Source organism: Paraburkholderia suaedae (genome assembly GCF_040812055.1).
Classification (GTDB): Bacteria; Pseudomonadota; Gammaproteobacteria; order Burkholderiales; family Burkholderiaceae; genus Paraburkholderia.
This window is the reverse complement of the sequence record NZ_JBFOAH010000001.1, coordinates 271,842-298,244: the sequence shown is the minus strand read 5'-3', so window position 1 is coordinate 298,244 and position 26,403 is coordinate 271,842. Positions and strand designations below refer to the sequence as shown.

Annotated in this window: 25 protein-coding genes; 3 read left to right on the top strand and 22 right to left on the bottom strand. The window is 63.5% G+C overall.

Going from position 1 to position 26,403, the window contains the following annotated elements:
* The gene (gene guaB, locus ABQJ48_RS01265) at positions 1–1,461 is read right to left on the bottom strand and encodes an IMP dehydrogenase (protein WP_367835427.1); all 1,461 of its coding nucleotides are present in this window, start codon (positions 1,459–1,461) and stop codon (positions 1–3) included.
* A gap of 401 nt (positions 1,462–1,862) precedes the next feature.
* Here guaB and ABQJ48_RS01260 point away from each other — a divergent pair, with 401 nt between their 5' ends.
* The gene (locus tag ABQJ48_RS01260; protein WP_367835425.1) at positions 1,863–2,840 is read left to right on the top strand and encodes a DMT family transporter; all 978 of its coding nucleotides are present in this window, start codon (positions 1,863–1,865) and stop codon (positions 2,838–2,840) included.
* 262 nt (positions 2,841–3,102) lie between these two features.
* On the opposite strand, the gene ABQJ48_RS01255 is transcribed toward ABQJ48_RS01260, so the two are convergent.
* Both ABQJ48_RS01255 and ABQJ48_RS01250 read right to left on the bottom strand, forming a co-directional pair.
* Positions 3,103–3,435 (bottom strand): RnfH family protein, encoded by a 333-nt coding sequence (locus ABQJ48_RS01255; protein ID WP_367835424.1) that lies wholly within the window; start codon positions 3,433–3,435, stop codon positions 3,103–3,105.
* Positions 3,432–3,869, bottom strand: a complete 438-nt coding sequence (locus ABQJ48_RS01250; RefSeq protein WP_367835423.1) for a type II toxin-antitoxin system RatA family toxin — start codon at positions 3,867–3,869, stop codon at positions 3,432–3,434. The genes ABQJ48_RS01255 and ABQJ48_RS01250 overlap by 4 nt, the downstream gene beginning before the upstream one ends.
* Before the next feature lie 101 nt (positions 3,870–3,970).
* Between ABQJ48_RS01250 and smpB the strand changes: the two genes are divergently transcribed.
* Entirely contained in the window at positions 3,971–4,417 is a 447-nt protein-coding gene (gene smpB / locus ABQJ48_RS01245; protein ID WP_367835422.1) for an SsrA-binding protein SmpB, read from the top strand.
* A 160-nt stretch (positions 4,418–4,577) separates the two neighbouring features.
* Here smpB and ABQJ48_RS01240 read toward each other — a convergent pair whose 3' ends face one another.
* The 3 genes from ABQJ48_RS01240 to ppsA form a co-directional block, all read right to left on the bottom strand.
* Positions 4,578–5,510, bottom strand: a complete 933-nt coding sequence (locus ABQJ48_RS01240; protein WP_367835420.1) for an SPFH domain-containing protein — start codon at positions 5,508–5,510, stop codon at positions 4,578–4,580.
* 158 nt (positions 5,511–5,668) lie between these two features.
* The gene (locus ABQJ48_RS01235) at positions 5,669–6,097 is read right to left on the bottom strand and encodes an NfeD family protein (RefSeq protein WP_367835419.1); all 429 of its coding nucleotides are present in this window, start codon (positions 6,095–6,097) and stop codon (positions 5,669–5,671) included.
* Between the two features lie 155 nt (positions 6,098–6,252).
* Positions 6,253–8,658 carry a phosphoenolpyruvate synthase gene (ppsA, locus tag ABQJ48_RS01230; protein WP_367835418.1) on the bottom strand — a complete coding sequence of 802 codons (2,406 nt, stop codon included), beginning with the start codon at positions 8,656–8,658 and terminating at the stop codon, positions 6,253–6,255.
* 564 nt (positions 8,659–9,222) lie between these two features.
* Here ppsA and ppsR point away from each other — a divergent pair.
* Entirely contained in the window at positions 9,223–10,038 is an 816-nt protein-coding gene (gene ppsR / locus ABQJ48_RS01225; protein ID WP_367835417.1) for a posphoenolpyruvate synthetase regulatory kinase/phosphorylase PpsR, read from the top strand.
* A gap of 124 nt (positions 10,039–10,162) precedes the next feature.
* On the opposite strand, the gene ABQJ48_RS01220 is transcribed toward ppsR, so the two are convergent.
* From ABQJ48_RS01220 to rpsB, 16 genes are all read right to left on the bottom strand, one after another.
* Positions 10,163–10,948, bottom strand: coding sequence for a TrmH family RNA methyltransferase (locus tag ABQJ48_RS01220; RefSeq protein ID WP_367835416.1), 786 nt, complete (start codon positions 10,946–10,948; stop codon positions 10,163–10,165).
* A 75-nt stretch (positions 10,949–11,023) separates the two neighbouring features.
* Positions 11,024–11,785 (bottom strand): ribonuclease HII, encoded by a 762-nt coding sequence (gene rnhB / locus ABQJ48_RS01215; RefSeq protein ID WP_367835415.1) that lies wholly within the window; start codon positions 11,783–11,785, stop codon positions 11,024–11,026.
* Positions 11,782–12,951, bottom strand: a complete 1,170-nt coding sequence (gene lpxB, locus ABQJ48_RS01210) for a lipid-A-disaccharide synthase (RefSeq protein WP_367835414.1) — start codon at positions 12,949–12,951, stop codon at positions 11,782–11,784. Before lpxB ends, rnhB begins: the two co-directional genes overlap by 4 nt.
* Positions 12,952–12,954: 3 nt before the next feature.
* Positions 12,955–13,743, bottom strand: a complete 789-nt coding sequence (lpxA, locus tag ABQJ48_RS01205) for an acyl-ACP--UDP-N-acetylglucosamine O-acyltransferase (RefSeq protein ID WP_367835412.1) — start codon at positions 13,741–13,743, stop codon at positions 12,955–12,957.
* A gap of 109 nt (positions 13,744–13,852) precedes the next feature.
* Positions 13,853–14,317 carry a 3-hydroxyacyl-ACP dehydratase FabZ gene (gene fabZ / locus ABQJ48_RS01200; protein WP_006048683.1) on the bottom strand — a complete coding sequence of 155 codons (465 nt, stop codon included), beginning with the start codon at positions 14,315–14,317 and terminating at the stop codon, positions 13,853–13,855.
* 183 nt (positions 14,318–14,500) lie between these two features.
* A complete protein-coding gene (lpxD, locus tag ABQJ48_RS01195; protein WP_367835410.1) occupies positions 14,501–15,637 on the bottom strand; it encodes a UDP-3-O-(3-hydroxymyristoyl)glucosamine N-acyltransferase in 1,137 nt (378 codons plus the stop codon).
* Between the two features lie 85 nt (positions 15,638–15,722).
* Positions 15,723–16,244, bottom strand: a complete 522-nt coding sequence (locus tag ABQJ48_RS01190; RefSeq protein ID WP_367835958.1) for an OmpH/Skp family outer membrane protein — start codon at positions 16,242–16,244, stop codon at positions 15,723–15,725.
* Between the two features lie 46 nt (positions 16,245–16,290).
* Complete coding sequence (gene bamA, locus ABQJ48_RS01185) at positions 16,291–18,594, bottom strand: outer membrane protein assembly factor BamA (protein WP_367835408.1); 2,304 nt, start codon at positions 18,592–18,594, stop codon at positions 16,291–16,293.
* A 67-nt stretch (positions 18,595–18,661) separates the two neighbouring features.
* Positions 18,662–20,056 carry an RIP metalloprotease RseP gene (gene rseP / locus ABQJ48_RS01180; protein WP_367835406.1) on the bottom strand — a complete coding sequence of 465 codons (1,395 nt, stop codon included), beginning with the start codon at positions 20,054–20,056 and terminating at the stop codon, positions 18,662–18,664.
* 7 nt (positions 20,057–20,063) lie between these two features.
* A complete protein-coding gene (locus tag ABQJ48_RS01175; RefSeq protein ID WP_367835404.1) occupies positions 20,064–21,269 on the bottom strand; it encodes a 1-deoxy-D-xylulose-5-phosphate reductoisomerase in 1,206 nt (401 codons plus the stop codon).
* Between the two features lie 10 nt (positions 21,270–21,279).
* On the bottom strand, positions 21,280–22,101 hold the full coding sequence (locus tag ABQJ48_RS01170) for a phosphatidate cytidylyltransferase (RefSeq protein WP_367835403.1): 822 nt from the start codon (positions 22,099–22,101) through the stop codon (positions 21,280–21,282).
* Positions 22,095–22,877, bottom strand: a complete 783-nt coding sequence (gene uppS, locus ABQJ48_RS01165) for a polyprenyl diphosphate synthase (protein ID WP_367835402.1) — start codon at positions 22,875–22,877, stop codon at positions 22,095–22,097. Before uppS ends, ABQJ48_RS01170 begins: the two co-directional genes overlap by 7 nt.
* Positions 22,878–22,941: 64 nt before the next feature.
* Positions 22,942–23,502 carry a ribosome recycling factor gene (gene frr, locus ABQJ48_RS01160; protein ID WP_367835401.1) on the bottom strand — a complete coding sequence of 187 codons (561 nt, stop codon included), beginning with the start codon at positions 23,500–23,502 and terminating at the stop codon, positions 22,942–22,944.
* A gap of 97 nt (positions 23,503–23,599) precedes the next feature.
* Positions 23,600–24,313, bottom strand: coding sequence for a UMP kinase (gene pyrH, locus ABQJ48_RS01155; protein ID WP_367835400.1), 714 nt, complete (start codon positions 24,311–24,313; stop codon positions 23,600–23,602).
* Positions 24,314–24,528: 215 nt separating this feature from the next.
* The gene (gene tsf / locus ABQJ48_RS01150; RefSeq protein WP_367835399.1) at positions 24,529–25,410 is read right to left on the bottom strand and encodes a translation elongation factor Ts; all 882 of its coding nucleotides are present in this window, start codon (positions 25,408–25,410) and stop codon (positions 24,529–24,531) included.
* A gap of 193 nt (positions 25,411–25,603) precedes the next feature.
* Positions 25,604–26,356, bottom strand: coding sequence for a 30S ribosomal protein S2 (gene rpsB / locus ABQJ48_RS01145; RefSeq protein ID WP_115780234.1), 753 nt, complete (start codon positions 26,354–26,356; stop codon positions 25,604–25,606).
* Positions 26,357–26,403: the final 47 nt, after the last annotated feature.

The following is a 26,403-nucleotide window of genomic DNA, read 5'->3' as shown; positions in this document are numbered from 1 at the left end:
TTAGTCCACGTGGTAGTTGGGCGCTTCCTTGGTGATCTGCACATCATGCACATGCGACTCGCGCAGGCCCGCGCCGGTGATCTGGACAAACTCGGCCTTGTCGTTCATCTCGGCGATGGTGCGGCAGCCGCAGTAACCCATGCTGGCGCGCACGCCGCCGATCAGCTGGAACAGGATCGCGTTGACCGAGCCCTTGTAGGCGACGCGGCCTTCGATGCCTTCCGGCACCAGCTTGTCGATGTTCGCGGAATTGTCCTGGAAGTAACGGTCCGCCGCGCCGTCCTTCATCGCGCCGACCGAACCCATGCCACGGTACGACTTGTACTGGCGGCCCTGATACAGGAACACGTCGCCGGGCGATTCTTCGGTGCCGGCGAACATGCTGCCCATCATCACGGCGTTGGCACCCGCTGCGAGCGCCTTGCTGACGTCGCCAGAGAAGCGCACGCCGCCGTCGGCGATCACGGGCACGCCGGTGCCCTTGAGCGCTTCCGACACGTTGGAGATCGCGGTGACTTGCGGCACGCCCACGCCGGCGACGATGCGCGTCGTGCAGATCGAGCCCGGGCCGATGCCGACCTTCACGCCGTCCGCGCCGTATTCGACGAGCGCCTTGGCCGCCGCCGCGGTGGCGATGTTGCCGCCGATCACTTCGACGTGCGGGAAGTTCTGCTTGACCCACTTGACGCGCTCGAGCACGCCCTTGCTGTGACCGTGCGCGGTATCGACGACGATCACGTCGACGCCCGCCTGCACCAGCAGTTCCACGCGCTCTTCATTGTCCGCGCCCACGCCGACCGCCGCGCCCGCGCGCAGCTTGCCGTGTTCGTCTTTACAGGCGTCCGGGTGTTCGGTTTGCTTGGTGATGTCCTTGACGGTCATCAGGCCGCGCAGCTCAAATGCGTCGTTGATGACGAGCACGCGCTCGAGGCGATGGCTGTGCATCAGCGCTTTGGCTTCGGCGAGCGGCGTGCCTTCCTTGACGGTGACGAGCCGCTCGCGCGGCGTCATGATGGTGCGTACCGGCTCATCGAGCCGCTCTTCGAAACGCAGGTCGCGGTTCGTGACGATACCGATAAGCTGCGCGCCCTCGACGACCGGAAAGCCGGAAATGCCATGCTGGTGCGACAGTGCGATCACGTCGCGCACTTTCATTTGCGGCGGCACCGTGATCGGATCGCGCACGACGCCCGACTCGAAACGCTTGACCTTGGCGACTTCACGCGCCTGCTCGGCCGGCGTGAGGTTCTTGTGGATGATGCCCACACCACCCATTTGCGCCATCGCGATCGCGAGACGTGCTTCGGTGACGGTGTCCATCGCGGCGGACACGAGCGGCATATTCAGGGAGATATTGCGGGTCAGCCGGGTCTTGAGGCTGGTGTCGCGCGGCAGAACATCGGAAAAGGCCGGGACGAGGAGCACGTCATCGAACGTGAGTGCTGTTTGGATCAGACGCATGGCAAATCCTATAGGCGCAAAAGCGAATTATACGCGATACCTCCCCGCTTTTCACTGCGCGAACAGCAGCTTAGCGAATTTCGGGCGATTTTTTCGCGCCTTCGCGCCTGCCGATTTCGCTTGGCTGTTCGCGTCGGGTTCGATCGGATTTCGTTTGCGCGTTCGGGGGCACTCGCACGCAGCGAGCGTAGAAGCGCTGCCCTTTTCGGGCTGGCGCATGAAGCGGCGCGCTGTGGGGCGCGGGCGTCGCCATGCTCGTGCGGCGCGACGGCAAACGCGCTGCAACAAGGACGCAGCCACACCAGGTCCGCGGAAAGCCAGCCCGAATGCAGAATCGAACAAGACGTGCTGCGCGCCGCCCGCTACTGTGCGGCCATTCGGGTCTTATGCAGGGGCGGTCGATGCAGCGCGGCGTGGCATATGGAGTGATGGCCGGGGCCTTATGGGGCATGGTGTTTCTGGTGCCGCGCGTGCTGCCCGACTTTTCGCCGCTGCTGTTGAGCGCCGGCCGCTATACGATGTACGGCATCGTTTCGCTGGCCGCCGCGCTGCCGATGGCGCGCCCGCTCGTCAAACGGCTGACCCGCGAGGACCTCGGCGCGCTCGTCAAGCTGGCGCTGGCGGGCAATCTCCTCTACTACCTGCTGCTGACCGCGGCCGTCCATCTGATCGGCATTGCGCCCGCGTCGCTGATCGTCGGCATACTCCCGGTCACGGTGACGCTGCTCGGTCGCCGCGATCGTGGCGCGGTGCCGCTTGCGCGTCTCGCGTGGCCACTCGCGGTGGTGATGGCCGGCATCGTCTGTATCAACATCGACGTGTTTACCGGGGCCAGCGGCATCCCGGCGAGCGTCGCCACGAAGCTGCTCGGGCTGGGGTGCGCGGTGGGCGCGCTCGCTTGCTGGACATGGTTCGCGGTTGAAAACACGCGCTACCTGCAGCGTCACACGCACTTCAGCGGCAACGAGTGGTCCGTGCTGTGGGGCGTGGTGACGGGTGTGCTCGGCGCGGCGCTGTGGCTCGTCATCGCGCTGCTGCCCGCGGGTGGCCCGCAGGGCGAGCTTGCCGGCACGCGCTGGCACATGTTCTGGATGCTGAACCTCGGTCTCGCGATCGGTGCGTCGTGGCTCGGCAACGGACTGTGGAACGCCGCCTCGAAACGTCTGCCGCTGACGCTGTCCGGACAGATGATCGTGTTCGAAACGCTTTTCGCACTGCTCTACGCGTTCGTCTACGACGAGCGCCTGCCTCGTCCGCTGGAACTAGCGGCGATCCTGCTGCTCGTGGCCGGCGTGTGCTGGTCGGTGCGCCAGCATGCGGACGACGATTCCAGTGAAGCCGGGCGGGTCGAGAACAAGACGCAGGTTTCTGCGCCCTGAAATGAAAGGCGGGCAAGCCGCGATGTTCTCGGTATTTTTGGAGCCCCGTCACCGGCAACACACGGCTCCAGGCACATTGCCGGGTGACAGGCAGTGCGGCCTGCTCCGCATGCCAAACGCGTTAGGACGTGGCGTTCAACCGTCACGGAATCGAGTCGGCCAAAGACCGTGCACGCCAATGAAGGACAATTCACGACGGTTCCACCGGTTTGCGCGAGAAGAGCGCCCTTTCTGCCTTTAGCCGTTTTCCTCGCGCTCGCCCCTACCGCGAATCCCGAGTCTGCCACCGGCGCCCTTCGATCGACCCCGCCTTGCGGGCCTTGTCGACGCGGCGTTGACGCGAGAGCTTCGGGTCCACCAGCAGCGGCCGGTAAATCTCGACGCGGTCGTGGTCGGCCAGCACGGTGTCGAGCGTCTTGAGCTTGCCGAACACGCCGACTTTCTGCGTGCCGAGGTCGATATCCGGATAACGCCGCAGAATGCCGCTCGCCTCGATCGCCTGTTGCAGCGTGGCGCCTTCGGGCAACGCCACGGCGATCAGCGTCTGCCCTTGCGGCGCCGCATAGCAGACTTCGATCGACAGCCGCGCGCTCATGCCTTACCGTAGCGCTGATCGGCGCGCTTCACGAAGGATTCGACGAACGTATTGGCGATGTGATTGAACACCGGCCCAATGAGCTTTTCGAGGATGATGTTGGTGAATTCGTAGTGCAGCGCAAATTCGATCTTGCAGGCATCCACACGCAGCGGCGTGAACCGCCAGAAGCCGGTGAACTTGCGAAACGGGCCGTCCGCGAATTCCATGTCGATGCGGGCGGGACGCTCCATGCTGTTACGCGTCGCAAAATGCTGCTTGATCCCCTTGAAGTTGATGTCGATCTTCGCCTCCATGCTGGTGTCGTCCCGGTGACGAACTTCGACTCCCCCGCACCAGGGCAGGAAGTTGGGATAATCGGCGACATCGGTGACGAGGTCGAACATCTGTTCCGCCGAATGGCGGATCAACACGGTTTTCTGGACATCTGCCATAAATTGAACAGCGCGTGGCAAGGGGTGGGCAAGCGCCGCGGGCTTTCCTTGCCCCGCTTTGCTAAAATCGTAATTTTAAACGAGTTGGGCACTTTCCATTCATGAGCATCATCGACAACAGAAAAGCCTTCTACGACTACTCGGTCGAAGAACGCTACGAAGCAGGGCTCGTGCTCGAAGGATGGGAGGTCAAGGCGCTGCGCGCCGGGCGCGGCCAGATCAAGGAAGGTTATGTGGTGATCCGCAATAACGAACTATTCCTGATCGGCACGCACATCAGCCCGCTACCCGAAGCTTCCACCCATATCCACCCGGACCCCGTGCGCACGCGCAAGCTGCTGCTGCATGCCGAAGAAATCAGCAAACTGATCGGCAAGGTCGAGCAGCGCGGCTACACGCTCGTGCCGCTGAACTTTCACTATAAGGGCGGCCGCGTCAAATGCGAAATCGGCCTCGCCAAGGGAAAGAAGCTGCACGACAAACGGGAGACCGAGAAGAAGCGCGACTGGGAACGCGAGAAAGCCCGCCTGATGCGCTCGCCGACCTGAGCGACGAAGCGGCATCGTCCGCGCAAGACGGCGGGCGTCATCGCCCCTCGTTCATCGCCTGTCGCTACGTGTGGCCACGCGCCGCCAGCGGCAATGAAAATGGCCCGCACACGCTGCGGGCCATCTGTTTTTAGAACCGTGAAGGTGCGTGCCGCAGCGCCTACCGCACCTCGGCCGCGCCTTTGCCCTGGCTCACGATCGTCAGCGCCGACGCGATCATCGAACTCATGTCCGCCAGGTTGCCCGGCACGATCAGCGTGGTGCCCTGCTTTGCCAGATTGCTGAACGCGTTCACGTATTGTTCGGCCACCTTGAGGTTCACCGCCTGCATGCCGCCGTTCGACTGGATGGCCGCCGCGATCTTCTGGATTGCCTGGGAGTTGGCCTCGGCCACCGCGAGAATCGCCGACGCCTGACCTTGTGCCTGATTGATTGCCGCCTGCCGCTCGCCCTCGGACTTCTGGATCGCCGCTTCGCGGCCGCCCGACGCGATATTGATCTGCTCCTGCTTGCGGCCCTCGGACGCGGCGATCAGCGCGCGCTTCTCGCGCTCGGCGGTGATCTGTGCCTGCATTGCGTGCAGGATCTCCTTGGGCGGCGTCAGGTCCTTGATCTCGTAGCGCAGCACCTTCACGCCCCAGTTCGCCGCCGCTTCATCGAGCGAGGACACGATGCTGTGGTTGATGAAGTCGCGTTCCTCGAAGGTCTTGTCGAGTTCGAGCTTGCCGATCACCGAGCGCAGCGTGGTCTGCGACAACTGCGTGATCGCGAACACGAAGTTGCTCGAGCCGTACGAGGCCTTCATTGGATCGGTGACCTGGAAGTACAGCACGCCGTCCACCTGCAACTGCGTGTTGTCGCGCGTGATGCAGACCTGGCTCGGCACTTCGAGCGGAATCTCCTTGAGGATGTGCTTGTACGCGATCCGGTCGACGAACGGAAACGCGAAGCTCAAGCCCGGCGTCAGCGTACTGTGATAGCGGCCGAGGCGCTCGAGCACCCACGCATGTTGCTGCGGCACGATCTTGATGGTCTGCGACGCCAGCACGATCACAACGATCAGCAGCACTGCCCCGACGATGGTTGAATCCATAGTTGTCCTCCCTTTTGTGATTCGAATAGCTTTGCGTTTGACAAAAAACCGGGACTACAGATCGGGCGAAAACGCGGACGCGAACGTAGGCCGAAGCGCACGGACAAGCGCACGCACCAGCCCACCCGCGCTCACGCCGCTCTCGCGTTGGCGTTGTGCTACCGGCTCGCCACGACGACGAGACAACTGCCCCGCAGCTCCGCGATTTCGTAGAGCTGCGCGTCTTCGGGCTCGCCCGCAGCCAGTTCGACATCCCATGCCGCGCCACGGTAACTGACGCGCGCCCGGCGCTGGTGCCACGCTGGCACACTCAGCGTTTGCCCGATGTCCAGATTGACATCCGGATTGCGCGAGGCCCGCTCGCGCTTGCGGCGCCCAAAGCGCGAGCGCCTGAGCAGCATCACCGACCCGAGCGCCACCACCGCGGCGAGCGCGAACTGCACGTCGGCGGCGGCGCCCGCAACATGCGCCAGCGCGGCCGCCACACAACCCAACGCGATCATCAACAGATAGAAGGTGCCGCTGATCAATTCCAGCACGACCAGCACGCCCGCCCCAATCCACCAGAACAATCCACCTGGCGCCACGTCGACCTCCACAATGCAAAACACCCCGGATGTACCGGGGTGTTTATAGCACGAAGCGGCGCGTTTTAAGCGAGCGATGCGGCCGGCCGGAACACGCGTTCGACGCACCGCACGTCACCTGATGCGTGCCGCCTGAAAGCGGCACGCGGCACGCTTTACTTGATTGCCGACTTCGCCAGTTGCTGCCACGTGTCGATGATCGTGTCGGGGTTCAGCGAGATCGACGCAATGCCTTCGTCCGTCAGCCATTGCGCGAAGTCAGGATGATCAGACGGGCCCTGGCCGCAGATACCGACGTACTTGTTCAGGCGCAGGCAGGTTTCGATCGCGCGGCTGAGCAGGAACTTGACTGCCGGATCGCGTTCGTCGAAATCGATAGCCAGCAGCTCCATGCCGGAATCGCGGTCGAGGCCCAACGTGAGCTGCGTCAGGTCGTTGGAACCGATCGAGAAACCGTCGAAGAATTGCAGGAACTCTTCGGCAAGAATCGCGTTCGACGGCACTTCGCACATCATGATCAGGCGCAGGCCCTTTTCGCCGCGCTTGAGGCCAAATTTCTCCAGCAGCCCGACCACGCGCTCGGCCTGCTTGAGCGTGCGCACGAAAGGCACCATGATCTCGACGTTGTCGAGGCCCATCTCTTCGCGCACCTTCTTCAGCGCAACGCATTCCATCTGAAACGCTTCGGCGAAGTCGTCGGCGATGTAGCGCGATGCGCCACGGAAACCCAGCATCGGGTTTTCCTCGTCCGGCTCGTAGCGCGAACCGCCGATCAGCTTCTTGTACTCGTTCGACTTGAAATCCGACAAACGCACGATCACGGGCTTCGGATAGAACGCCGCGGCGATGGTCGCAATGCCTTCGGTCAGCTTGTCGACATAGAAGGCGCGCGGCGACGCGTGACCGCGAGCGACGCTTTCCACCGCCTTCTTCAGGTCCTGATCGACGTTCGGGTATTCGAGAATCGCCTTCGGGTGAACGCCGATGTTGTTGTTGATGATGAATTCGAGCCGCGCGAGGCCCACGCCTGCATTGGGCAGTTGCGAGAAGTCGAAGGCCAGTTGCGGGTTGCCGACGTTCATCATGATCTTCACCGGAATCGGCGGCAGTTCGCCGCGCTGCACTTCCGTGATCTCAGTTTCGAGCAGCCCGTCGTAGATCCGGCCTTCGTCGCCTTCCGCGCAGGACACGGTCACGAGCGCGCCGTCCTTGAGCACGTCGGTTGCGTCGCCGCAGCCGACTACCGCCGGCACACCCAGCTCACGCGCGATGATGGCCGCGTGGCAGGTGCGCCCGCCACGGTTGGTGACGATCGCCGACGCGCGCTTCATCACCGGCTCCCAGTTCGGGTCGGTCATGTCGGCGACCAGCACGTCGCCCGGCTGCACACGGTCCATTTCCGACGGATCGTGGATCACGCGCACCGGACCCGCGCCGATTTTCTGACCGATTGCACGGCCCGTGGTCAGCACGTTGGACTGACCCTTGAGCTTGAAGCGCTGCTCGGCCTTGCCCGAGGCCTGGCTCTTCACCGTCTCCGGCCGCGCCTGGAGAATGAAGATCTTGCCGTCGCGGCCGTCCTTGCCCCACTCGATGTCCATCGGACGCTGGTAGTGCTTTTCGATGATGACCGCGTACTTCGCCAGTTCGATCACGTCTTCGTCGGTGATCGAAAAGCGGTTGCGCTGCTCGTGCGGTACGTCGACGGTCTTCACGCGGCCTTGCTCGCCGGCCTTGGTGAATTCCATCTTGATGAGCTTGGAGCCGATCGAGCGGCGGATGATCGGGTACTTGCCCTGGGCGAGCGTGGTCTTGAAAACGTAGAACTCGTCCGGATTCACCGCGCCCTGCACGACGGTTTCGCCCAGGCCATAGCTCGACGTGATGAAGACCGCGTCCTTGAAGCCCGACTCGGTGTCGAGCGTGAACATCACGCCGGCGGCGCCGACGTCCGAGCGCACCATGCGCTGCACGCCCGCCGACAACGCGACTTCCGCGTGCGTGAAGCCCTTGTGGACGCGATACGAGATAGCACGGTCGTTGTACAGCGACGCGAACACGTGCTTCATGCGATCGAGCACTTCGTCGATGCCGACCACATTCAGGTAGCTTTCCTGTTGCCCCGCGAACGACGCGTCGGGCAGGTCTTCCGCCGTTGCCGACGAGCGCACGGCGAACGAGAGCTCTTCAGGCGAGCTGTTTTGCAGCGTGTCGAAGCCCGCGCGAATGTCGGCTTCGAGCTGCGGCTGCAGCGGCGCGTCGACGATCCATTGACGGATTTCCTTGCCCGCTTCGGCAAGCGCCTTGACGTCGTCGACGTCGAGCGTTTCCAGACGTTTGGCGATGCGTTCAGTCAGATGGTTGTGATGCAGAAAGTCGCGAAAAGCCAACGCCGTGGTGGCGAACCCGGTCGGCACCCGCACGCCGGCTTCGGCGAGCTGACTGATCATCTCGCCAAGCGACGCGTTCTTGCCGCCGACAATCTCCACATCGGTCATTCGCAACTGCTCGAACGGAACTACATACGCCTTGTCCTTTGCGACGGTAACTGCGTTAGTCATACAAGCCCCTAAGTGTGAAAGAAATTCACGGCTGTGCAAGTGGGCTCGAACACGGGACGCCCATTGGAAGCGTGACCCCGTGTCTTGCACAACCTGTTGGAGAAGCAATCGCGTCGAGAGCCGGCTCGAGCGCTGCGGCGGAGGCGCCGAAGTGCCAGAAGAACGCGAATGGCGGGATTGGTCATCCGATCTGCTGCATTCACCGCTCGTTACTGGCTATAAGCGGCTAAAAGCGGCTGAAAGCCGCTGAAAGCGCTGCGATGAACGACCGTTCGCGGCAAGTTAGACGCCGATCGCCTGCAATTGCTTATCCAACAGGTTGCCGCTATTCTACCGTGCCGACTCCTGAAATGTGGAAGTCGGACGAGAATTGCGCCTCGAATCGCGCCCGGCACCGGCCGACGGGCTTTTTGCGAGGCCCTGCCGCCATCCGGGCGCGGTTGGGGCGCCCACCGCGCGCTGCATCGACGCCGCTGCCGCCATCGGTTAGCCACCGGGCAGCAAGCTCACCGCAGCGATGTTTGATTCGAGCGCTTGTTGCCGCTCACGTTTCCAGCCCCATCGATGCCGCCCACCGTATTCATCGTCTCCGACGGTACCGGGATCACTGCCGAAACTTTCGCGCATTCGATCCTTTCCCAGTTCGACCAGAAGTTCCGCCTGGTTCGCGTGCCCTTCGTCGATTCGACCGAAAAGGCCTACGCCACGCTCGAAAAGATCAACGAAGCGATCCGGCAGGACGGCCGCCGTCCGATCGTGTTCACCACGCTGGTGGACAGCGCGTCCAATCAGATCGTGAAAGGCTCGAACGCACTGGTGCTGGATATGTTTCAGACCTTCGTCGAGCCGCTCGAACAAGAGCTGGAGCTGAAGTCGAGTCACGCGATGGGCCGCGGGCACCAGAACGCGGACACCCAGGAGTACAAGAACCGGATCGAGGCGATCAATTTCTCGCTGGCTCACGACGACGGTCAATCGAACCGCAATCTGGCCGACGCCGACGTGATTCTGGTCGGCGTATCGCGCAGCGGCAAGACGCCGACGAGCCTGTATCTGGCGATGCAGTATGGCGTGAAAGCGGCCAACTATCCGCTGATTCCGGAAGACTTCGAGCGCGGCAAGCTGCCCACACCGCTGCTTGCGCATCGGCAGAAGATGTTCGGCTTGTCGATCGATCCGCAGCGTTTGTCGGAAATCCGTAACGAGCGGCGTCCGGGCAGCAAGTATGCGGCGCCGGAAAACTGCCGCTACGAAATCAATGAAGCCGAGTCGATGATGCGGCGTGAAGGAATCAAGTGGTTGTCGTCGACGCACAAGTCGATCGAAGAGATCGCGACGACCATCCTGCAGGAAATCAAGCTGGAGCGGCCAACGTATTGAGCGCGGCCTGAATGGGGCTACCGCGAGGCGGCGGGCAAGCTGCGAGGCCATCGCGGCTTGTTGAACGAGCGACCGGCCCAGAGTCGCGATCGGCGGCGCTCAGTGCGCGCGGCCCACGCAAACGTCACGCGCGCCCGCGTTGTTGACGGCATTGTTCGAACACGCAGACGGCCGCCGCGGCCGCCACATTGAGCGACTCCATCCCGCCTGGCTGGGGAATCGTCACCCGCAGCGTGACCGCGTCGCGCCAGATCTGCGAGACACCTGCCCCTTCATTGCCGAACACCCACGCGAGCGGCCCGCCCAGATCGCAGTCGTAGATCGGCTCGGCGCCGTGCGAATCCGTGATGACGATCGGCACCGCGAGGCGCTCGATGAGCGTCTGCGCTTCGACGTCCTCATGAATCTGCAACAGAAAGTGCGCCCCCATGCCCGAGCGCAACACTTTGGACGACCACGCGTACGCGGTGCCCGGCGCGCAGAACACCTGGGGGATGCCGGCGGCAGCCGCGCTGCGCAGGATCGACCCGACATTGCCCGCATCCTGCACACTGTCGAGCACGACACAGGTCTGCGCGACTGTCGCGGGCAGTGGCGTGTCCAGTTTTTCGACCAGCAGCACAATGCCGACCCCGTGCACGACGTTGGACAACTGCCCGAACAGCGCGTCCGGCAACGTCACGATGCGATGATCGTCGATGCGCGACACGATTGCCTGCGCTTCGTTATGCCGCAATGCGCCGTCCGTGACGATGCACATTTCCGGCTGACCCGCTACGTCGAGATACGCGCTCGCGAGGTGAAACCCTTCGAGCAGCGCGTGAGCGCTGCGACGCTGTTGATGCGTCGAGCCGGCCAATGCCTTCAGGCGCTTGTAGAGCGGATTGTCCCGCGAGGTGATGGCTTTCACAGGCAGCGAAGGCGGTGAGAATAGGAAAAGAAGAATGAGCGACGCGTGAGACCGCTCGCGCAGCCCGGATGATGTTCAGGTGCCGCTGTATGCGCCGAACGCGTCGTCGTCGCACATCGGGTCCGCCAGCGTGTCGGGCATGACGATCATCTCGGCGGCAGGCAGCGGCACGCCTGTGCCAAAGCGCACATGCGCTTCGCGCACCGGCGCGAACGAGCGCCGATGATGCTCGCATGGTCCATGCTCGCGCAGCGCCGCCAGATGCTGCGGTGTGCCGTAGCCCGCATGCGCGTTGAAGCCGTACACCGGATAGGTCTGATGCAACTCGAGCAGCATCCGGTCACGCGTGACCTTGGCCAGAATCGACGCCGCCGAAATGCACTTCACGAGCGCGTCTCCGCCAATCACCGCTTCGCTTCGGATGCTGAGCGTCGGACAGCGATTGCCGTCGATCTTGACCAGAGTGGGCATAACCGACAGACCTTCGACCGCTCGCTTCATGGCCAGCATCGTGGCGTGCAGAATGTTCAGCGAATCGATTTCCTCGACGGTGGCCGACGCGATGCAGTAGGCGAGCGCCCGGTCCACGATCTTGTCGTACAGCTCGTCGCGCTTTTTTGCGCTCAGCACTTTCGAATCGTCGAGCCCGCGAATCATCGGCCTGGCCGGGTCGAAAATCACCGCTGCCGCGACAACCGGACCCGCCAGCGGCCCGCGCCCGGCCTCGTCGACGCCGCAGACGATATCGTCCGCCGTTTCGAAGTTCAGGCCGGCCTGCCGCAGCGCCGCTCCGGCGACGGCTGCGGTTTTCCGGCGGGGCGCGCGTACGGTGGTCACGGCCGCGCCGTCCGCTTTTCGATGACGCTCGCCACGACTTGCGCCGCACGCTGCGCCGTATTCTGCTTCAACACGTGATGCATCTCCGTGAAGATTTCCGTCAGCGTGCGCCGGTTGGCGTCGTCGCGCAACTGTTTCAGCGTGGCTTCTGCAAGCGCCTGCGGCGTGGCGAAGTGCTGCAGGATCTCCGGTACGACGAACCGCCCCGCCAGGATGTTCGGCAAGCCGACATACGGCAGATAGCCCTGGCGGCGCATGATCTGACCGGTCAGCCAGGGCACCTTGTATGAGATGACCATCGGCTTTTTCAGCAGCGCGGCTTCGAGCGTGACGGTGCCGCTCTTGACGAGGATCGCATCGGCGGCGGTCATCGCAAGCTGCGACTGGCCGTCCGTGATAGTCAGCGCGAGCCCGGGGTGCGCGTCGACCAGCGGCCGCAGCATCTCGCGCAAAGCGGGCGTGGCCGCCGGCATCACGAAACGCAGAGCGGGCTCCTGGTGCTGCATCATTTCCATTGCAGCGAAAAACGTCGGACCGATCAGATCGATTTCCGAGCGCCGGCTGCCCGGCAGCACCGCAATGATCGGCCCCGCTTCTGCGAGGCCGAGCGTGCGGCGCGCGCCGAGCGTGTCGGGTACCAGCGGAATTTCATCGGCGAGCGGGTGCCCCACGTACGATGCCGCCACGCCCGCCTTTTCCAGCAGCGCCGTTTCGAACGGGAACACGCACAGCATGTGGTCGACCGCTTTGGCGATTTTCTTGATGCGTCCGCCGCGCCACGCCCAGATGGACGGACAGACAAAGTGAACGGTCGGGATGCCGGCGTCGCGCAGCGCGTGCTCGAGCCCGAAGTTGAAATCGGGCGCGTCCACGCCGACGAACACGGACGGCGGCTCGGCCAGCAACTGGCGCTTGAGCTCGTTGCGAATCCCGAGAATCGCGGGAATATGCCGCAGCGCTTCGACATAGCCGCGCACGGTCAGCTTTTCCATCGGCCAGTGGGCGTCGAAACCCGTGGCAATCATGCGCGGGCCGCCGATCCCGTAGTACTGCGTGGCGTGCGGCAAACGGCTTGCGAGACCGCCGAGCAGCGAGGCCGCCAGCAGGTCCCCGGACGGCTCGCCGGCCACCATTGCGACGCGCAGCGGACTGGGTTGCAATGCCATCGGTTAGCGGATGATGCCGCGTTGCGACGCTTCGACGAACGCGAGCAGCGTGCGCACCGGCGCATCCCCATCGCCGCCGGAAGACGCGAGCTCACGCAGCTGCGCCTTCGCTTCTTCCAGCGACAAGCCGTTTTTGTACAACAGGCGATACGCCGAGCGCAGCGCCGAAATGGCATCGGGCGAAAAGCCGCGGCGGCGCAAGCCTTCGACGTTGATGCCGTGCGGCTCTGCCTTGTTGCCGGCCGCGATCACGAACGGCGGGACGTCCTGCACCAGCGCCGACGCGCCGCCGAGCATCGCATGCGCGCCGATCCGCACGAACTGATGCACCCCCGACATGCCGCCGATGATCGCGTAGTCGCCGATCGTCACGTGCCCGGCCATTTGCGCATTGCTCGACAGAATCACGTTGCTGCCGACGTGGCAGTCATGCCCGACGTGCACGTAGGCCATGATCCAGTTGTCGTCGCCGAGCGTGGTGACGCCCGCGTCCTGCACCGTGCCGGTGTGAATCGTGGTGAACTCGCGGATGGTGTTGCGATTGCCGATGACGAGCCGGGTCGGCTCGTCCTGGTACTTCATGTCCTGCGGACGGCCGCCGACCGATGCATAGTGGCCGATCCGGTTGTCTTCGCCGAGCGTGGTGTGGCCTTCGATCACGCTGTGCGACCCGACGGTGCTGCGCGCGCCGATCGTCACGTGCGCGCCGATTACCGCGTACGGTCCAATTTCGACGGATTCGTCGAGCTGTGCGCCCGCTTCGACGATCGCAGTGGGATGGATCCTGCTCATGCGTCCTCGCTTCTGATTCTGTTGCGTTGTCTGGATGGGCTTCCGGCCGGGCCGGCCGCGCTCGTGCAGAGCCGCTGAGCGCTTGCACGCCGGCTGCCTTGACGCTGACTCAAGCGTCTTTGTCCGTGTGCCGGACCGCGCACATCAGGTCCGCTTCCGCCGCGACGACGCCATCCACTTCGGCGCGCGCCTTGAACTTCCAGATGCCGCGCATATGGCGCTCGAACGTGCAGTTCAGGATCAGTTGGTCGCCCGGCTCGACGACGCGCTTGAAGCGCGCATTGTCGATACCGACGAACAGGTACAGCGTGTTCGACGGATCGCTCGGCTCTTCCGAAAACGTCAGCAGGGCTGCGGTTTGCGCGAGGGCTTCGAGAATCAGCACCCCGGGCATCACCGGACGGGTCGGAAAGTGCCCCTGGAAATACGGCTCGTTGATCGACACGTTCTTCAACGCTTTGATGCTCTTGTGCGGCTCGAGTTCGAGCACCCGGTCGACCAGCAGGATCGGGTAACGATGCGGCAGCAGCGTGAGAATCTTATGAATGTCGAGATTGATTTTTTCGGTGCTCATGGTGTTTCTGCTCACGCATTGATTGCGCGGTGATGACTGCGGATGCTGGTGCAGGTGGATAGAAAACGCGTGCTGCCGGCGCCCGCCACGATCCGGCGGCCGTGCCGACCGGTCACGGCAACCGTCTTTGCTTCCCGATGCCTGTGCGCCATTTTACGCGGTGCCGGCAGCTCGCCCCGGATATCAGGCCTCGTTGCCTGCGCAATGGCTCGTTGTGTCGGCTGCCGAACTGCCCGCTGCATGGCTCGCGGCATTGCCGGAAGCGTCCGCCGCGGCGTTTTCGAGCGCCCTGATACGGTCGCGCAGCTTGTCGATGTTGCGCAGCAGTGCCGCGCTTTTATTCCAGTCGGCATGGTTCACGGCCGGAAACGCGCTCGTGTACATGCCCGGCTTCAACAGTGATTTCGAAACGCCCGACTTCGCGGTGACGATCACGTGGTCGGCCAGCGTGACGTGCCCCGCAATCCCGACCGCGCCGCCAATCATGCAATGACGGCCGATGGTCGTACTGCCCGCGATGCCAGCGCAACCGGCGATCACCGTGTATGCGCCGATCTTGCAGTTGTGGCCGATCTGCACGAGGTTGTCGATCTTCACGCATTCTTCGATGATCGTGTCGGCCATTGCGCCGCGATCGATCGTCGTGTTCGCGCCGATTTCGACGTCCGCCGCGATCGATACGCCGCCCACCTGCGGAATCTTCACCCAACTGCCGGTGCGCCCCTCGCCCTCGCCGATGAAATCCGGCGCGAAGCCAAAACCGTCCGAGCCGATCACCGCGCCCGCGTGCACGACCACGCGCTCGCCGAGCGCGCAACCGTGGTACACGGCGACATTCGGATACAGATGCGAGTTCGCGCCGATGCGCGTGCCGCGGCCGATCACCACATTGGCGTCGAGCCGCACGTTTTCGCCGATGACGGCGCCCGCTTCCACCGTGACGTGCGGGCCGATCACCGCGCTCGCCGCGATCTGCGCAGACGCGTCGGTGGTGGCGCTCGGATGCACGCCGGGGATCGCCTTCGGAGCCGCGAGGTCGATGAAGGTCTGCGCGACCCGCGCGAAGTATGCGTACGGGTTTGGCGTGACGATGAAGTTACGGGCTTCGCGCGAAGCCACTTTCGCGAGGTCGTCGGCGTTGATCAGCACCGCGCCCGCGCGGGTCGTTTCCACCTGCGACAGGTACTTCGGATTGGCGAGGAACGCCAGTTGGTCCGGGCCTGCCTGGTCGAGCGGCGCCAGACCGCCGACGCGCTGCGAACCGTCGCCGACCACCGTACCGCCGAACCGCTGGACGATGTCCTCGAGCGTAAATGCCATGCCTGTCCTGTCTCCTGCGTTTCAGTTCAACCTGTCATTGCGGGCACGCACGCCCGGTGCCGGTATGAGCCCCGGTCCGTGTGGCTCAGTTACCCGAGGCCGCCAGCGCCTTGAGCACCTGGTCGGTGATATCGATACGCGGGCTCACATACACCGCTTCCTGCACGATCAGATCGTAGTGCTGCGCCTCGGCGATCTGCTTGATGACCTTGTTGGCGCGGTCTAGCACCGCCGCCAGTTCTTCGTTGCGGCGCTGATTCAGATCTTCGCGGAACTCGCGCTGCTTGCGCTGGAAGTCCGTGTCCATCTGCGACAGATCGCGCTGCTTCTGCGCGCGATCCGCGGGCGACATCGACGCGCCGTTCCTGTCGAGCGAATCGGACATCGACTTCAGCTTCTGCGCCATGTCGGCAAGATCTTTGTCACGTTTGGCGAACTCGGCCTCGAGCTTGACCTGGGCGGCTTTGGCCGCCGCCGATTCGCGCAGGATGCGGTCGGAATTCACCGCGGCGATTCTCGCCTCCTGCGCGTGCGCGACCCCGACGCCCAAGGTCATGGCCAGCGCCATTGCGCACGCTACACGTTTCGAAAACATACCGGTTAGCAAAGTCATCCTCTCGATACTGTAGTTTGGCGAGCCGCCAGTGCGGTGATCAGAACGCCGTGCCGATCTGGAACTGGAACTTCTGATACTGGTCGCCGGTGTGCTTCGTGAGCGGGAAGCCCAGGCTCAGCTTGAGCGGGCCGATCGGCGAGATCCACGCGAGACCCACACCGTAGCCGTAACGCAAGCCGTTCGCGCCGATGCTGTTGCCTTCCGTGCCCCACACGTTACCGGCGTCGAGGAAGGTGAACACACGCAGCGTGCGGTCGTAGCCCGTGCCCGGCAGCGGGAACGTCAGCTCGATGTTGCCCACCAGCAGCTTCGAGCCGCCGATCGGGTCGTTGGTCTTCGCGTCGCGCGGACCCAGCGAGCTCGGCTCGTAGCCCCGCACCGAACCGATACCGCCCGCGTAGTAGTTCTTGAAAATCGGATAAGGCTTGCCACCCAGACCGTTACCGTAGCCGCCCTGGAAGTTGAAGCCCAGCACGAACCCGCGCGCGAACGAGTAATAGTACTGCGCGTTGATGTCGGCCTTGTAGTACTGCGTGCCGCCGATCGGCGTGCCGTATTCGGCGTTGGCCTGCGCGAAGTAACCGCGGCTCGGCACGAGTGCGCTGTCGCGCGCGTCGCGTGACCAGCCCACCGTGAGCGGCACGTTGTTCGACACGCGGCCGAACTGGTTCACGTAGTCGACATAGCTTTGCGGCGTGTTCGCGTCGATGTCGAGCTGATTCTGCTCGAGGCCCGCGCCGAAGTACACCGTGTCGACTTCCGAGAACGGAATGCCGAACTTCAGGTCGCCGCCGATCGTGACGATCTTGAAGCTCGAATCCGTCGAATAGTACAGCGGCTGATACGTGCGGTAGTAGACGTCGGTAATGCGCTTGATGCCGTCGACCGTGAAGTACGGATCGACCTGCGTGACGGTCAGCGTACGGTATGTCTTCGCGGTGTTGATGTTCACCGCCAGGCTCGTGCCCGAACCGAACACGTTATCTTGCGACACGCCGGCGGACAGCACCACCTTGTCGGTGGACGAGAAGCCTGCGCCCAGCGTGATCGCGCCGGTCGGCTTTTCCGCCACCTTCACGTCGACGTCGACCTGATCCGGCGTGCCTTCGACCGGCACCGTGGTGACGTCGACGTCGGTGAAGTAACCGAGGCGGTTGATCCGGTCTTTCGACAGCGCAAGACGGTTAGAGTCGAACCACGAGCTTTCGAGCTGGCGCATTTCCCGGCGCACCACTTCGTCGCGCGTGCGGGTGTTGCCCACCACGTTGATACGGCGCACGTAGACGCGCCGGCTCGGATCGACCTGCAACGTCAGGTCGACCGTGTGGTTCGCCTGATCGATCTTCGGCTGTGCATTGACGGTCGCGAACGCGTAGCCGTATTCGCCGAGCTTGTCGACGATCGCCTTGGTGGTGGCCTGCAGTTTTTCAGCGGAAAAGCGCTCGCCCGGTTTGATCTTGATCAGCCTGGACAACTCCGCTTCGCGATCGAGCAGATTGCCGGCCAGCTTGATGGAGGAAATCGTGTACGGCTCGCCTTCGTGCAGCGTGACCGTCAGATACATGTCCTTCTTGTCCGGCGTGATCGACACCTGGGTCGACTCGATGCTGAACTCGAGGTAGCCGCGGTTCAGATAATACGAGCGGACGTTTTCGAGGTCGCCGGTGAGCTTGTCTTTCGAGTACAGGTCGTTCTTCGTGTACCACGAGAACCAGTTGGGCGTGGACAACTGCATTTCATCGCGCAGCGTACCGGTGCTGAACGCCTTGTTGCCGATGAAGTTGATCTGGCGGATCTTAGCGCTCGGACCTTCGGCCACCGAGAACAGCACCGACACGCGGTTGCGGTCGATCGGCGTGATCGTGGTGGTGACCTCGGCCGCATAGTAGCCGCGCGTCAGGTACTGGCGCTTGAGTTCCTGCTCGGCCTTGTCGACCAGCGCCTTGTCGTAGTAACGGCCTTGCGACAAGCCGACCGCGCGCAGCGCCTTGATCAGGTTGTCCTTTTCGAACTCATGGATGCCGGAGAAGTCGATCGTGCCGATGGCAGGACGCTCCAGCACCTGCACGATGACGACATTGCCTTCGGTCGCGATCTTGACGTCGTTGAAGAAGCCCGTGGCGTACAGCGCGCGAATCGCTTCGGACGCCTTCTCGTCTGTGAACGTGTCGCCTTGCTTGATGGGCAGGTACGCGAACACGGTACCCGGCTCGACGCGTTGCAATCCCTCAATGCGGATGTCTTGCACCACGAAGGGCGTGGTTGCGTGAGCAACCAGCCCATGCGCGGCGAAGGCCGCGGCTATAACCGTCTTTGGAACAAAGCGATGAGGTTTAAACAACGTGCTTCCCCAGAATGTATAGCTGCATCGGGTCGGACGGTCGCCATCGTGAACGCCGCCAGACACTTTAAAAATGGATCAAACGAGCCAGATCGTTGAACAGCGCAATCGCCGACAATGCGACGATGCAGGCGAGACCCGCCCGCTGAAAAACGAGTTGCCAGCGATCGGAGACAACTTTACCGGTCGCAGCTTCAACCAAATAATATAACAGATGACCCCCATCCAATACCGGAATTGGTAGCAGGTTCAGTACGCCAAGGCTAATACTGACAAGGGCCAGGAACGACAGGAATGCAGAAGGACCCAGACGTGCGCTCTTTCCTGCGTAGTCGGCGATCGTCACGGGACCGGACAGATTTTTCAGCGAAGCCTCGCCGACGACCATCCTGCCGAACATGCGTACCGAGTACACCGCGAGATCCCACGTGCGATGCGCGCCGAGACGCAAGCTTTCGAGCGGCCCGTAACGGACTTCGATCGACGGCACCTGGGTCGTGAGTTCCGCGCCGATGCGCCCGACCTGCTGACCGGTTGCACTGTCGCGCTGAGCCTGCGGAACCATGCGGATGTCTTCGAGCGCGCCGGGCGGGTGCCCACCGCCCCCGCCACGCTGCACCTGCAGCGTGACCGGCACGCCGGAGTGCGATTTTACATATGCAATGAACGCTGTAGCGTTATCAGCCGGCGTTCCGTTGATGGCGCGCAGACGATCGCCCGCGACGAGCCCCGCCTTCTGAGCAGCGCTGCCCTGCTGCACGCCGGCCACCGTCAGCTTGCCGCCGCCCGGCTCGAAACCGAGCCGCGACATGAAGTCGTCGTCGATGTCCTTCTCGCTGACGCCGCGCAGATCGATCGGGAAATCGGAGATGCCGTGCGCATCTTTCGCGCTCAGCACCGCGTTCTTGTGATCAAATGCGGCGGCGAGCAGCTTCCAGCGCAGGTCCGACCACGAGCGCACGGGTTCCGATTCGTCGGCGCGAGCGCTGCGCACCGCGACGATGGTTTCACCGCCTTCGAAGCCGGCCACGGCTGCCGGTGTGTTCGGCGTGGGCGCCGCGATCACGGCTGCCGGCTCGGTCACGCCCGTGGCGAACACCAGCGCGAACAGCACGATGGCCAGCAGGAAGTTCGCGACCGGGCCGGCCGCGACGATCGCGAAACGCCGCCATACCGATTGCCGGTTGAACGCATACGGCAGCGCGTCGGCGGGAATCGGCGCGGCGCCGGTCTCGCGTTCGTCGAGCATCTTCACGTAGCCGCCGAGCGGCAGCGCTGCAATGATCCACTCGGTGCCGGTCCTCGGGCTTACCCACTGGAATAGCGGCTTGCCAAAGCCAATCGAAAAGCGCAGCACCTTGACGCCGCACAAACGCGCGACGCTGTAATGTCCGTACTCGTGAACGACCACGAGCACGCCAATCGCGACCGCGAAGGCAAGCAGTTCGATCAGCAGATTCATATGCGCCTCACTGGACGGCGCGTTCCGTGCGACAGGCGCCGTCCGGCAGACGCGCAATGAATTCGGCCGCCGCGCGACGCGCGGCGCCGTCCGCCTCGAGCACGTCTTCGAGCGCGTGCGCGCTGCGGTTCGGCAAAGCGTTGAGCACCGAGTCGACCACCTGGGCGATGGTCATGAACCCAATCCGGCGCGACAGGAACGCTTCAACCGCGACTTCGTTCGCGGCGTTCAGCGCCGCGCTCGCGACGCCGCCTTCGGCCAGCGCCTTCATGGCGAGTGCGAGGCATGGGAAGCGCGCATAGTCGGGTTTTTCGAACGACAGTGACGCGATCTGCGCGAGATCGAGTTGCGCGACGCCCGATTCCACCCGCTCCGGATACGCCAGCGCGTGAGCGATCGGCGTGCGCATGTCGGGGTTGCCGAGCTGCGCGAGCACGGAGCCATCCGCGTACGACACCAGAGAATGGATCACGCTTTGCGGGTGGATCAGCACGTCGATGCGCTCGCCCGCCAAGCCGAACAGCCAGTGCGCCTCGATGACTTCGAGGCCCTTGTTCATCATCGTCGCGGAGTCGACCGAAATCTTGCGGCCCATTACCCAGTTCGGATGCTTGCAGGCTTCGTCCGGCGTGACGTCGACGAGCGTAGCCGGTTCACGGGTGCGAAACGGGCCGCCCGAAGCGGTGAGGATGATCTTGGCGACGCCGCCGTGCAGCGCGGCTTCGCGCGGCAGGCACTGGAAAATCGCATTGTGTTCGCTGTCCACCGGCAGCAGCACGGCGCCGTTGTCGCGCACCGCGTTCATGAAGATCGCGCCGGACATTACCAGCGCTTCCTTGTTGGCGAGCAGGATGCGCTTGCCGGCGCGCGCGGCCGCGAGACTTGGCGCGAGCCCCGCCGCGCCGACGATTGCCGCCACCACCGTATCGCAACCGTCGCTCTGCGACACGTCGACGAGTGCTTGCGGGCCATAGGTGACTTCGGTCGAACAACCGGCTTTGCGCAGTTGCGCGGCCACCTGCGCGGCCGTATCGGCGTCGCCGACCACCGCGACTTCCGGTTGAAAGCGCAGGCATTGCGCGACGAGCTTATCGCCGTTGCGATGCGCGCTCAGCGCGTAGACCGAAAAACGCTCGGGATGACGCGCGACGACGTCAAGCGTGCTGTCTCCAATCGAGCCCGTGGAACCGAGCAGTGTCAGACGTTTTTGCATATCTCTTTCTCTAGCCGAGCAGCAGCATGGCAAGCGGCAGCACCGGCAATAACGCGTCGATGCGGTCGAGCACGCCGCCGTGCCCCGGCAACAGGCCGCTTGAATCTTTCACACCGGCCTGGCGTTTCAGCATGGATTCGAACAGGTCGCCCACCACGCTGAATACGACCAGCAAGGTCAGCGCGAGCAGCGTGCGTGCGGCGCCCCATTGCGCCAGTAGCGCAGAATACAGGGTCGGCTCGAACGCATGCAAAAAGACCGCTGCCGCCGCGACGATCATCACGACCAGCCAGCCGCCGATCGCACCCTCCCAAGTCTTGCCCGGACTGATGGCGGGCGCCAGCTTGTGCTTTCCGAACGCTTTTCCCGAGAAGTATGCGCCGATATCGGCGAGCCATACCAACAGCAGCAGCGACAGCACGAACGACACGCCCTCTATGCGCGCGGCGACGAGAGCATGCCAGCAGGCGACGAATACCACAATCCCGGCTACGCACAGAAAGATGCGCGAGGCGCCCTGCGCGAGCGTGGGCTTGCGCAGCAGCACGAACGGACCGGCAACGACCCAGAAGATGGCCGCCGCCTTGAAGAGCGAATGTGCCGGCACGGCGCCAATGCCGAGCCGCGTGCTTGCGACCAGGCTCAGCGCGGCCACCAGCGCGTAGATCACCGGGGCTGCGCCGCCCAGCTTGAGCAGGCGCGCCCACTCCCAGGCCGCGAACACGACGACGAAAGCGATCAGCGCGCCGAATGCGCCCACCGGCGCGAACAGCGTGACCGGCAGGAACACTGCCAGCAGGATGATCGCCGTGATGACACGGGTTTTTAGCATGGAAGCGAATCGACGTTCTGCGATTGCGGCTCGAGTTGAGCACTGGTGCGGCCGAAGCGGCGTTCGCGCTCCGCGTACGAAGCGATGGCGTGGCCGAGCGCGTCGGCATCGAAATCCGGCCAGAACGTGTCGGTGAAGTAGAGCTCGGTGTAGGCGAGTTGCCACAGCAGGAAGTTGCTGACGCGCCGCTCGCCGCCGGTGCGGATGAACAGATCCGGCTCCGGCGCATAAGCCATGGACAGGTGCTCGGCGAACGAATCCTCGTTGACCTCGACCGCCGTGCCCGCCAGCGCCGACTGCTCGGCGAGCTTGCGGGCGGCCTGCATGATGTCCCAGCGCCCGCCGTAGTTTGCGGCAATGGTCAGCGTGAGACGGGTATTGCGTGCGGTTTTGGTTTCCGCGCGCTTGATGAGGTCCCGGATGCGCGCGTCGAACCGCTCCAGATCGCCGACCACCCGCAAACGGATGCCGTTCGCGTGCAGCTTGCCGATCTCGCGTTCGAGCGCGGTGACGAACAGGCGCATCAGGAACGACACTTCCTCGTTCGGGCGGCGCCAGTTTTCCGAGCTGAAGGCGAACAGCGTCAGATATTCGACGCCCTGCCGCGCGCACGCCTCGACGGTAGCCCGCACCGCGTCGACGCCGCGCGTATGGCCGGCCACGCGCGGCAAGCGTCGCTGCGTGGCCCAACGGCCGTTGCCATCCATGATGATCGCGATATGTCGCGGCACCGCGGCGACATCAGGCACGCGCACGGTTGAGCTGGTATAGGTCATGGCCGTCGGGACAGTGACTGCAAATAAAGAAGTGGAAATCCTGAAAGTGCGCAGCCAGCCGGCCTCACACCGTCATGATCTCGGCTTCTTTCGTCACGACGAGCTTGTCGATTTCAGTGACGAACTTGTCCGTCAGCTTCTGAACGTCGTCGACTGCACGGCGCTCGTCGTCTTCTGAAATTTCCTTGTCTTTCACGAGCTTCTTCAGTTGCTCGTTGGCGTCGCGACGCAGATTGCGCACCGCAACCTTGGCCGTTTCCGCTTCGCTCTTGACCACTTTGGTCAGTTCGCGGCGGCGCTCTTCGGTCAGCGCGGGCATTGGCACGCGGATCACGTCGCCTTGCGTGGCCGGATTCAGACCGAGGTCCGACTCGCGGATCGCCTTTTCGACGACCTGGACCATCTTCTTTTCCCACGGCTGCACGCCGATCGTGCGCGCGTCGATCAGCGTCAGGTTCGCGACCTGCGAGATCGGCACGGGCGAGCCGTAGTAATCGCACTGAATGTGATCGAGCAGGCCCGTGTGTGCACGGCCCGTGCGGATTTTCGACAGGTCGTTCCTGAACGCGTCGATGGAACGCTGCATTTTCTGTTCAGCGCCCTTCCTGATATCAGCCACAGACATTTTAAACCTCCGAACCTTTGAAACGGAGCGAGCCGGCCTGCGCGCGGTAGGCGCCGGCCTGGGCTCGCGTCAAAGCCCACGTTATGTAAACGAGAGTTTACACGTGGACGAGGGTGCCTTCGTCGTCGCCTTGAACGATGCGCTTGAGCGCGCCCGGCTTGACGATCGAAAAAACGCGGATCGGCAGCTTCTGGTCGCGGCACAGCGCGAACGCGGTGGCGTCCATCACCTGCAGATTGCGGCCGATCGCTTCGTCGAAGCTGATCGTCGTGTAGCGGGTTGCGTTCGCGTCTTTCTTGGGATCGGCCGAATAGACGCCGTCCACCTTGGTTGCCTTCAGCACGACTTCCGCGCCGATTTCCGAGCCGCGCAGTGCGGCGGCCGTGTCGGTCGTGAAGAACGGGTTGCCGGTGCCGGCCGCGAAAATCACGACCTTGCCTTCTTCGAGCTGACGGATCGCGCGGGGCCGGATATACGGCTCGACCACCTGGTCCATGCGCAGCGCCGATTGCACGCGCGCCTCGATACCGGCGTGGCGCATCGCATCCTGCAACGCCAGCGCGTTCATCATGGTGGCGAGCATGCCCATGTAGTCCGCCGTGGCGCGGTCCATGCCCGCCGCACCGCCCGCGACGCCGCGGAAAATATTGCCGCCGCCGATCACGACGGCCATCTGCGTTCCCAGACGGACCACTTCGGCCACGTCCGCCACCATTCGTTCGATGGTTGCGCGATTGATGCCGAAGGCATCGTCGCCCATCAGAGCTTCACCGGAGAGTTTGAGCAGGACGCGTTTGTAGGCAGTGGGCATAGGGTATCCAGATCGCGCAGAACAGGGCAACAACAAGGGACTAATGTAGGGGTGAAATGCTGATTCGGGCAAGCGCCGCCAAATTGACGGACCGCGCGGTCCGCCGGCGGCTGCGCCGCGAGGGTGACCCGCGCGCAGCCTAACGGCGCTGCCGACCGCGCCGAAGTCTTGCTCCGCCGCGGGTCAAACAGTACTACGTGAAGCTTGGCCGATGCTTACTGTTGCTTTGCAGCGGCGACTTGAGCGGCCACTTCGGCTGCGAAGTCGTCCTGCTTCTTCTCGATGCCTTCACCGACCACGAACAGTGCGAACTTCTGCACGCTCGAGTTCGCCGCCTTCAGCATCTGCTCGATTGTCTGCTTGTCGTTCTTAACGAAGGTCTGGTTCAGCAGCGACACTTCCTTCAGATACTTCTGCACACTGCCGTCGACCATCTTCGCGACGATTTCAGCCGGCTTGCCCGATTCGGCGGCCTTTTGTTCAGCGATGCTGCGTTCCTTCGCGATCAGGTCGGCCGGCACGTCGTTCGACGACAGCGAAACCGGCTTCATTGCGGCGATGTGCATGGCCACGTCCTTGCCTACCTGCTCGTCGGCGCCGGTGTACTCGACCAGCACGCCGATGCGCGTGCCGTGCAGGTACGCTGCCAGCTTGTTAGCCGTGTCGAAGCGCACGAAACGGCGGATCGACAGGTTTTCACCGATCTTGCCGACCAGCGCGAGGCGCACCGCGTCGACGGTCGAGCCGTTCAGCGGCAGTGCCGACAGCGCAGCGACGTCGGCCGGGTTTTGCGTCGCGACCAGCTCGGCAACCTGCTTGGAGAAGGCCAGGAAGTCGTCGTTTTTCGAAACGAAGTCGGTTTCGCAGTTCAGCTCGACGAGCGAACCCGCGTTGCCGCCGATGAACGATGCGACCACGCCTTCGGCCGTCACGCGCGACGCTGCCTTGGTGGCCTTGTTGCCGAGCTTCACGCGCAGCAGCTCTTCAGCGCGCGCCATGTCGCCGTCGGCTTCCGTCAGCGCCTTCTTGCATTCCATCATCGGCGCGTCGGTCTTTGCGCGCAGTTCTGCAACCATGCTTGCGGTAATTGCCGCCATCATTTGCTCCTTGAGTTCCGTCTGTCACACGCCGCCCGCACTTCGATACCGGCGGCAAGAATTCGTTTCAGCGTTGTCGCGCATTTTTACGGACAACGCATCGGGCGCCGCCTGCGGCACCCCACCACAACGTCGCGGCTTAAAAAAAGGGGGCCTGTAGAAAGCCCCCTTTTTTGCCGGACACGGGGCAGCTTTACGCTTCCGAGTTGACCTCGACGAACTCGTCGCCGTCGCCGCCACGGGCAGCCTGCACCACCTCGTTGACCGCGTTCGCACGGCCTTCCAGGATCGCATCAGCCACGCCGGCCGTGTACAGCGCGACGGCCTTGCTGGCGTCGTCGTTACCCGGAATGACGTAGTCGATGCCTTCCGGCGAGTGGTTCGTGTCGACCACGGCGATGACCGGAATGCCGAGCTTGTTGGCTTCCGTCACGGCAATCTTGTGGTAGCCGACATCGACCACGAAGATCGCGTCAGGAATGCCGCCCATGTCCTTTACGCCGCCAATCGACTTTTGCAGCTTGGCCATTTCGCGTTCGAACAGCAGCGCTTCCTTCTTGCTCATGCGCTCGGTTTCGCCCGCTTCCAGCGCCGCTTCCATGTCCTTCAGGCGCTTGATCGAAACTTTCAGCGTCTTGAAGTTGGTCAGCATGCCGCCGAGCCAGCGCGCGTTGACGAAAGGCATTCCAGCGCGTTGCGCCTCTTCGGCGATCGTGTCGCGCGATTGACGCTTGGTGCCGACGAACAAAATCGTGCCGCGGTTAGCCGCCAGTTGACGCGCGTACTTCAGCGCGTCGTTGTACATCGGCAGCGTCTTTTCGAGGTTGATGATGTGAATCTTGTTGCGATGACCGAAAATGAACGGGGCCATCTTCGGGTTCCAGAAGCGCGTTTGGTGACCGAAGTGGACACCGGCTTCCAGCATTTGACGCATGGTAACTGCCATGAAAATCTCCGCGAGGGTTGGGTCTTAAGCCGGCCGCCGTATCGGCC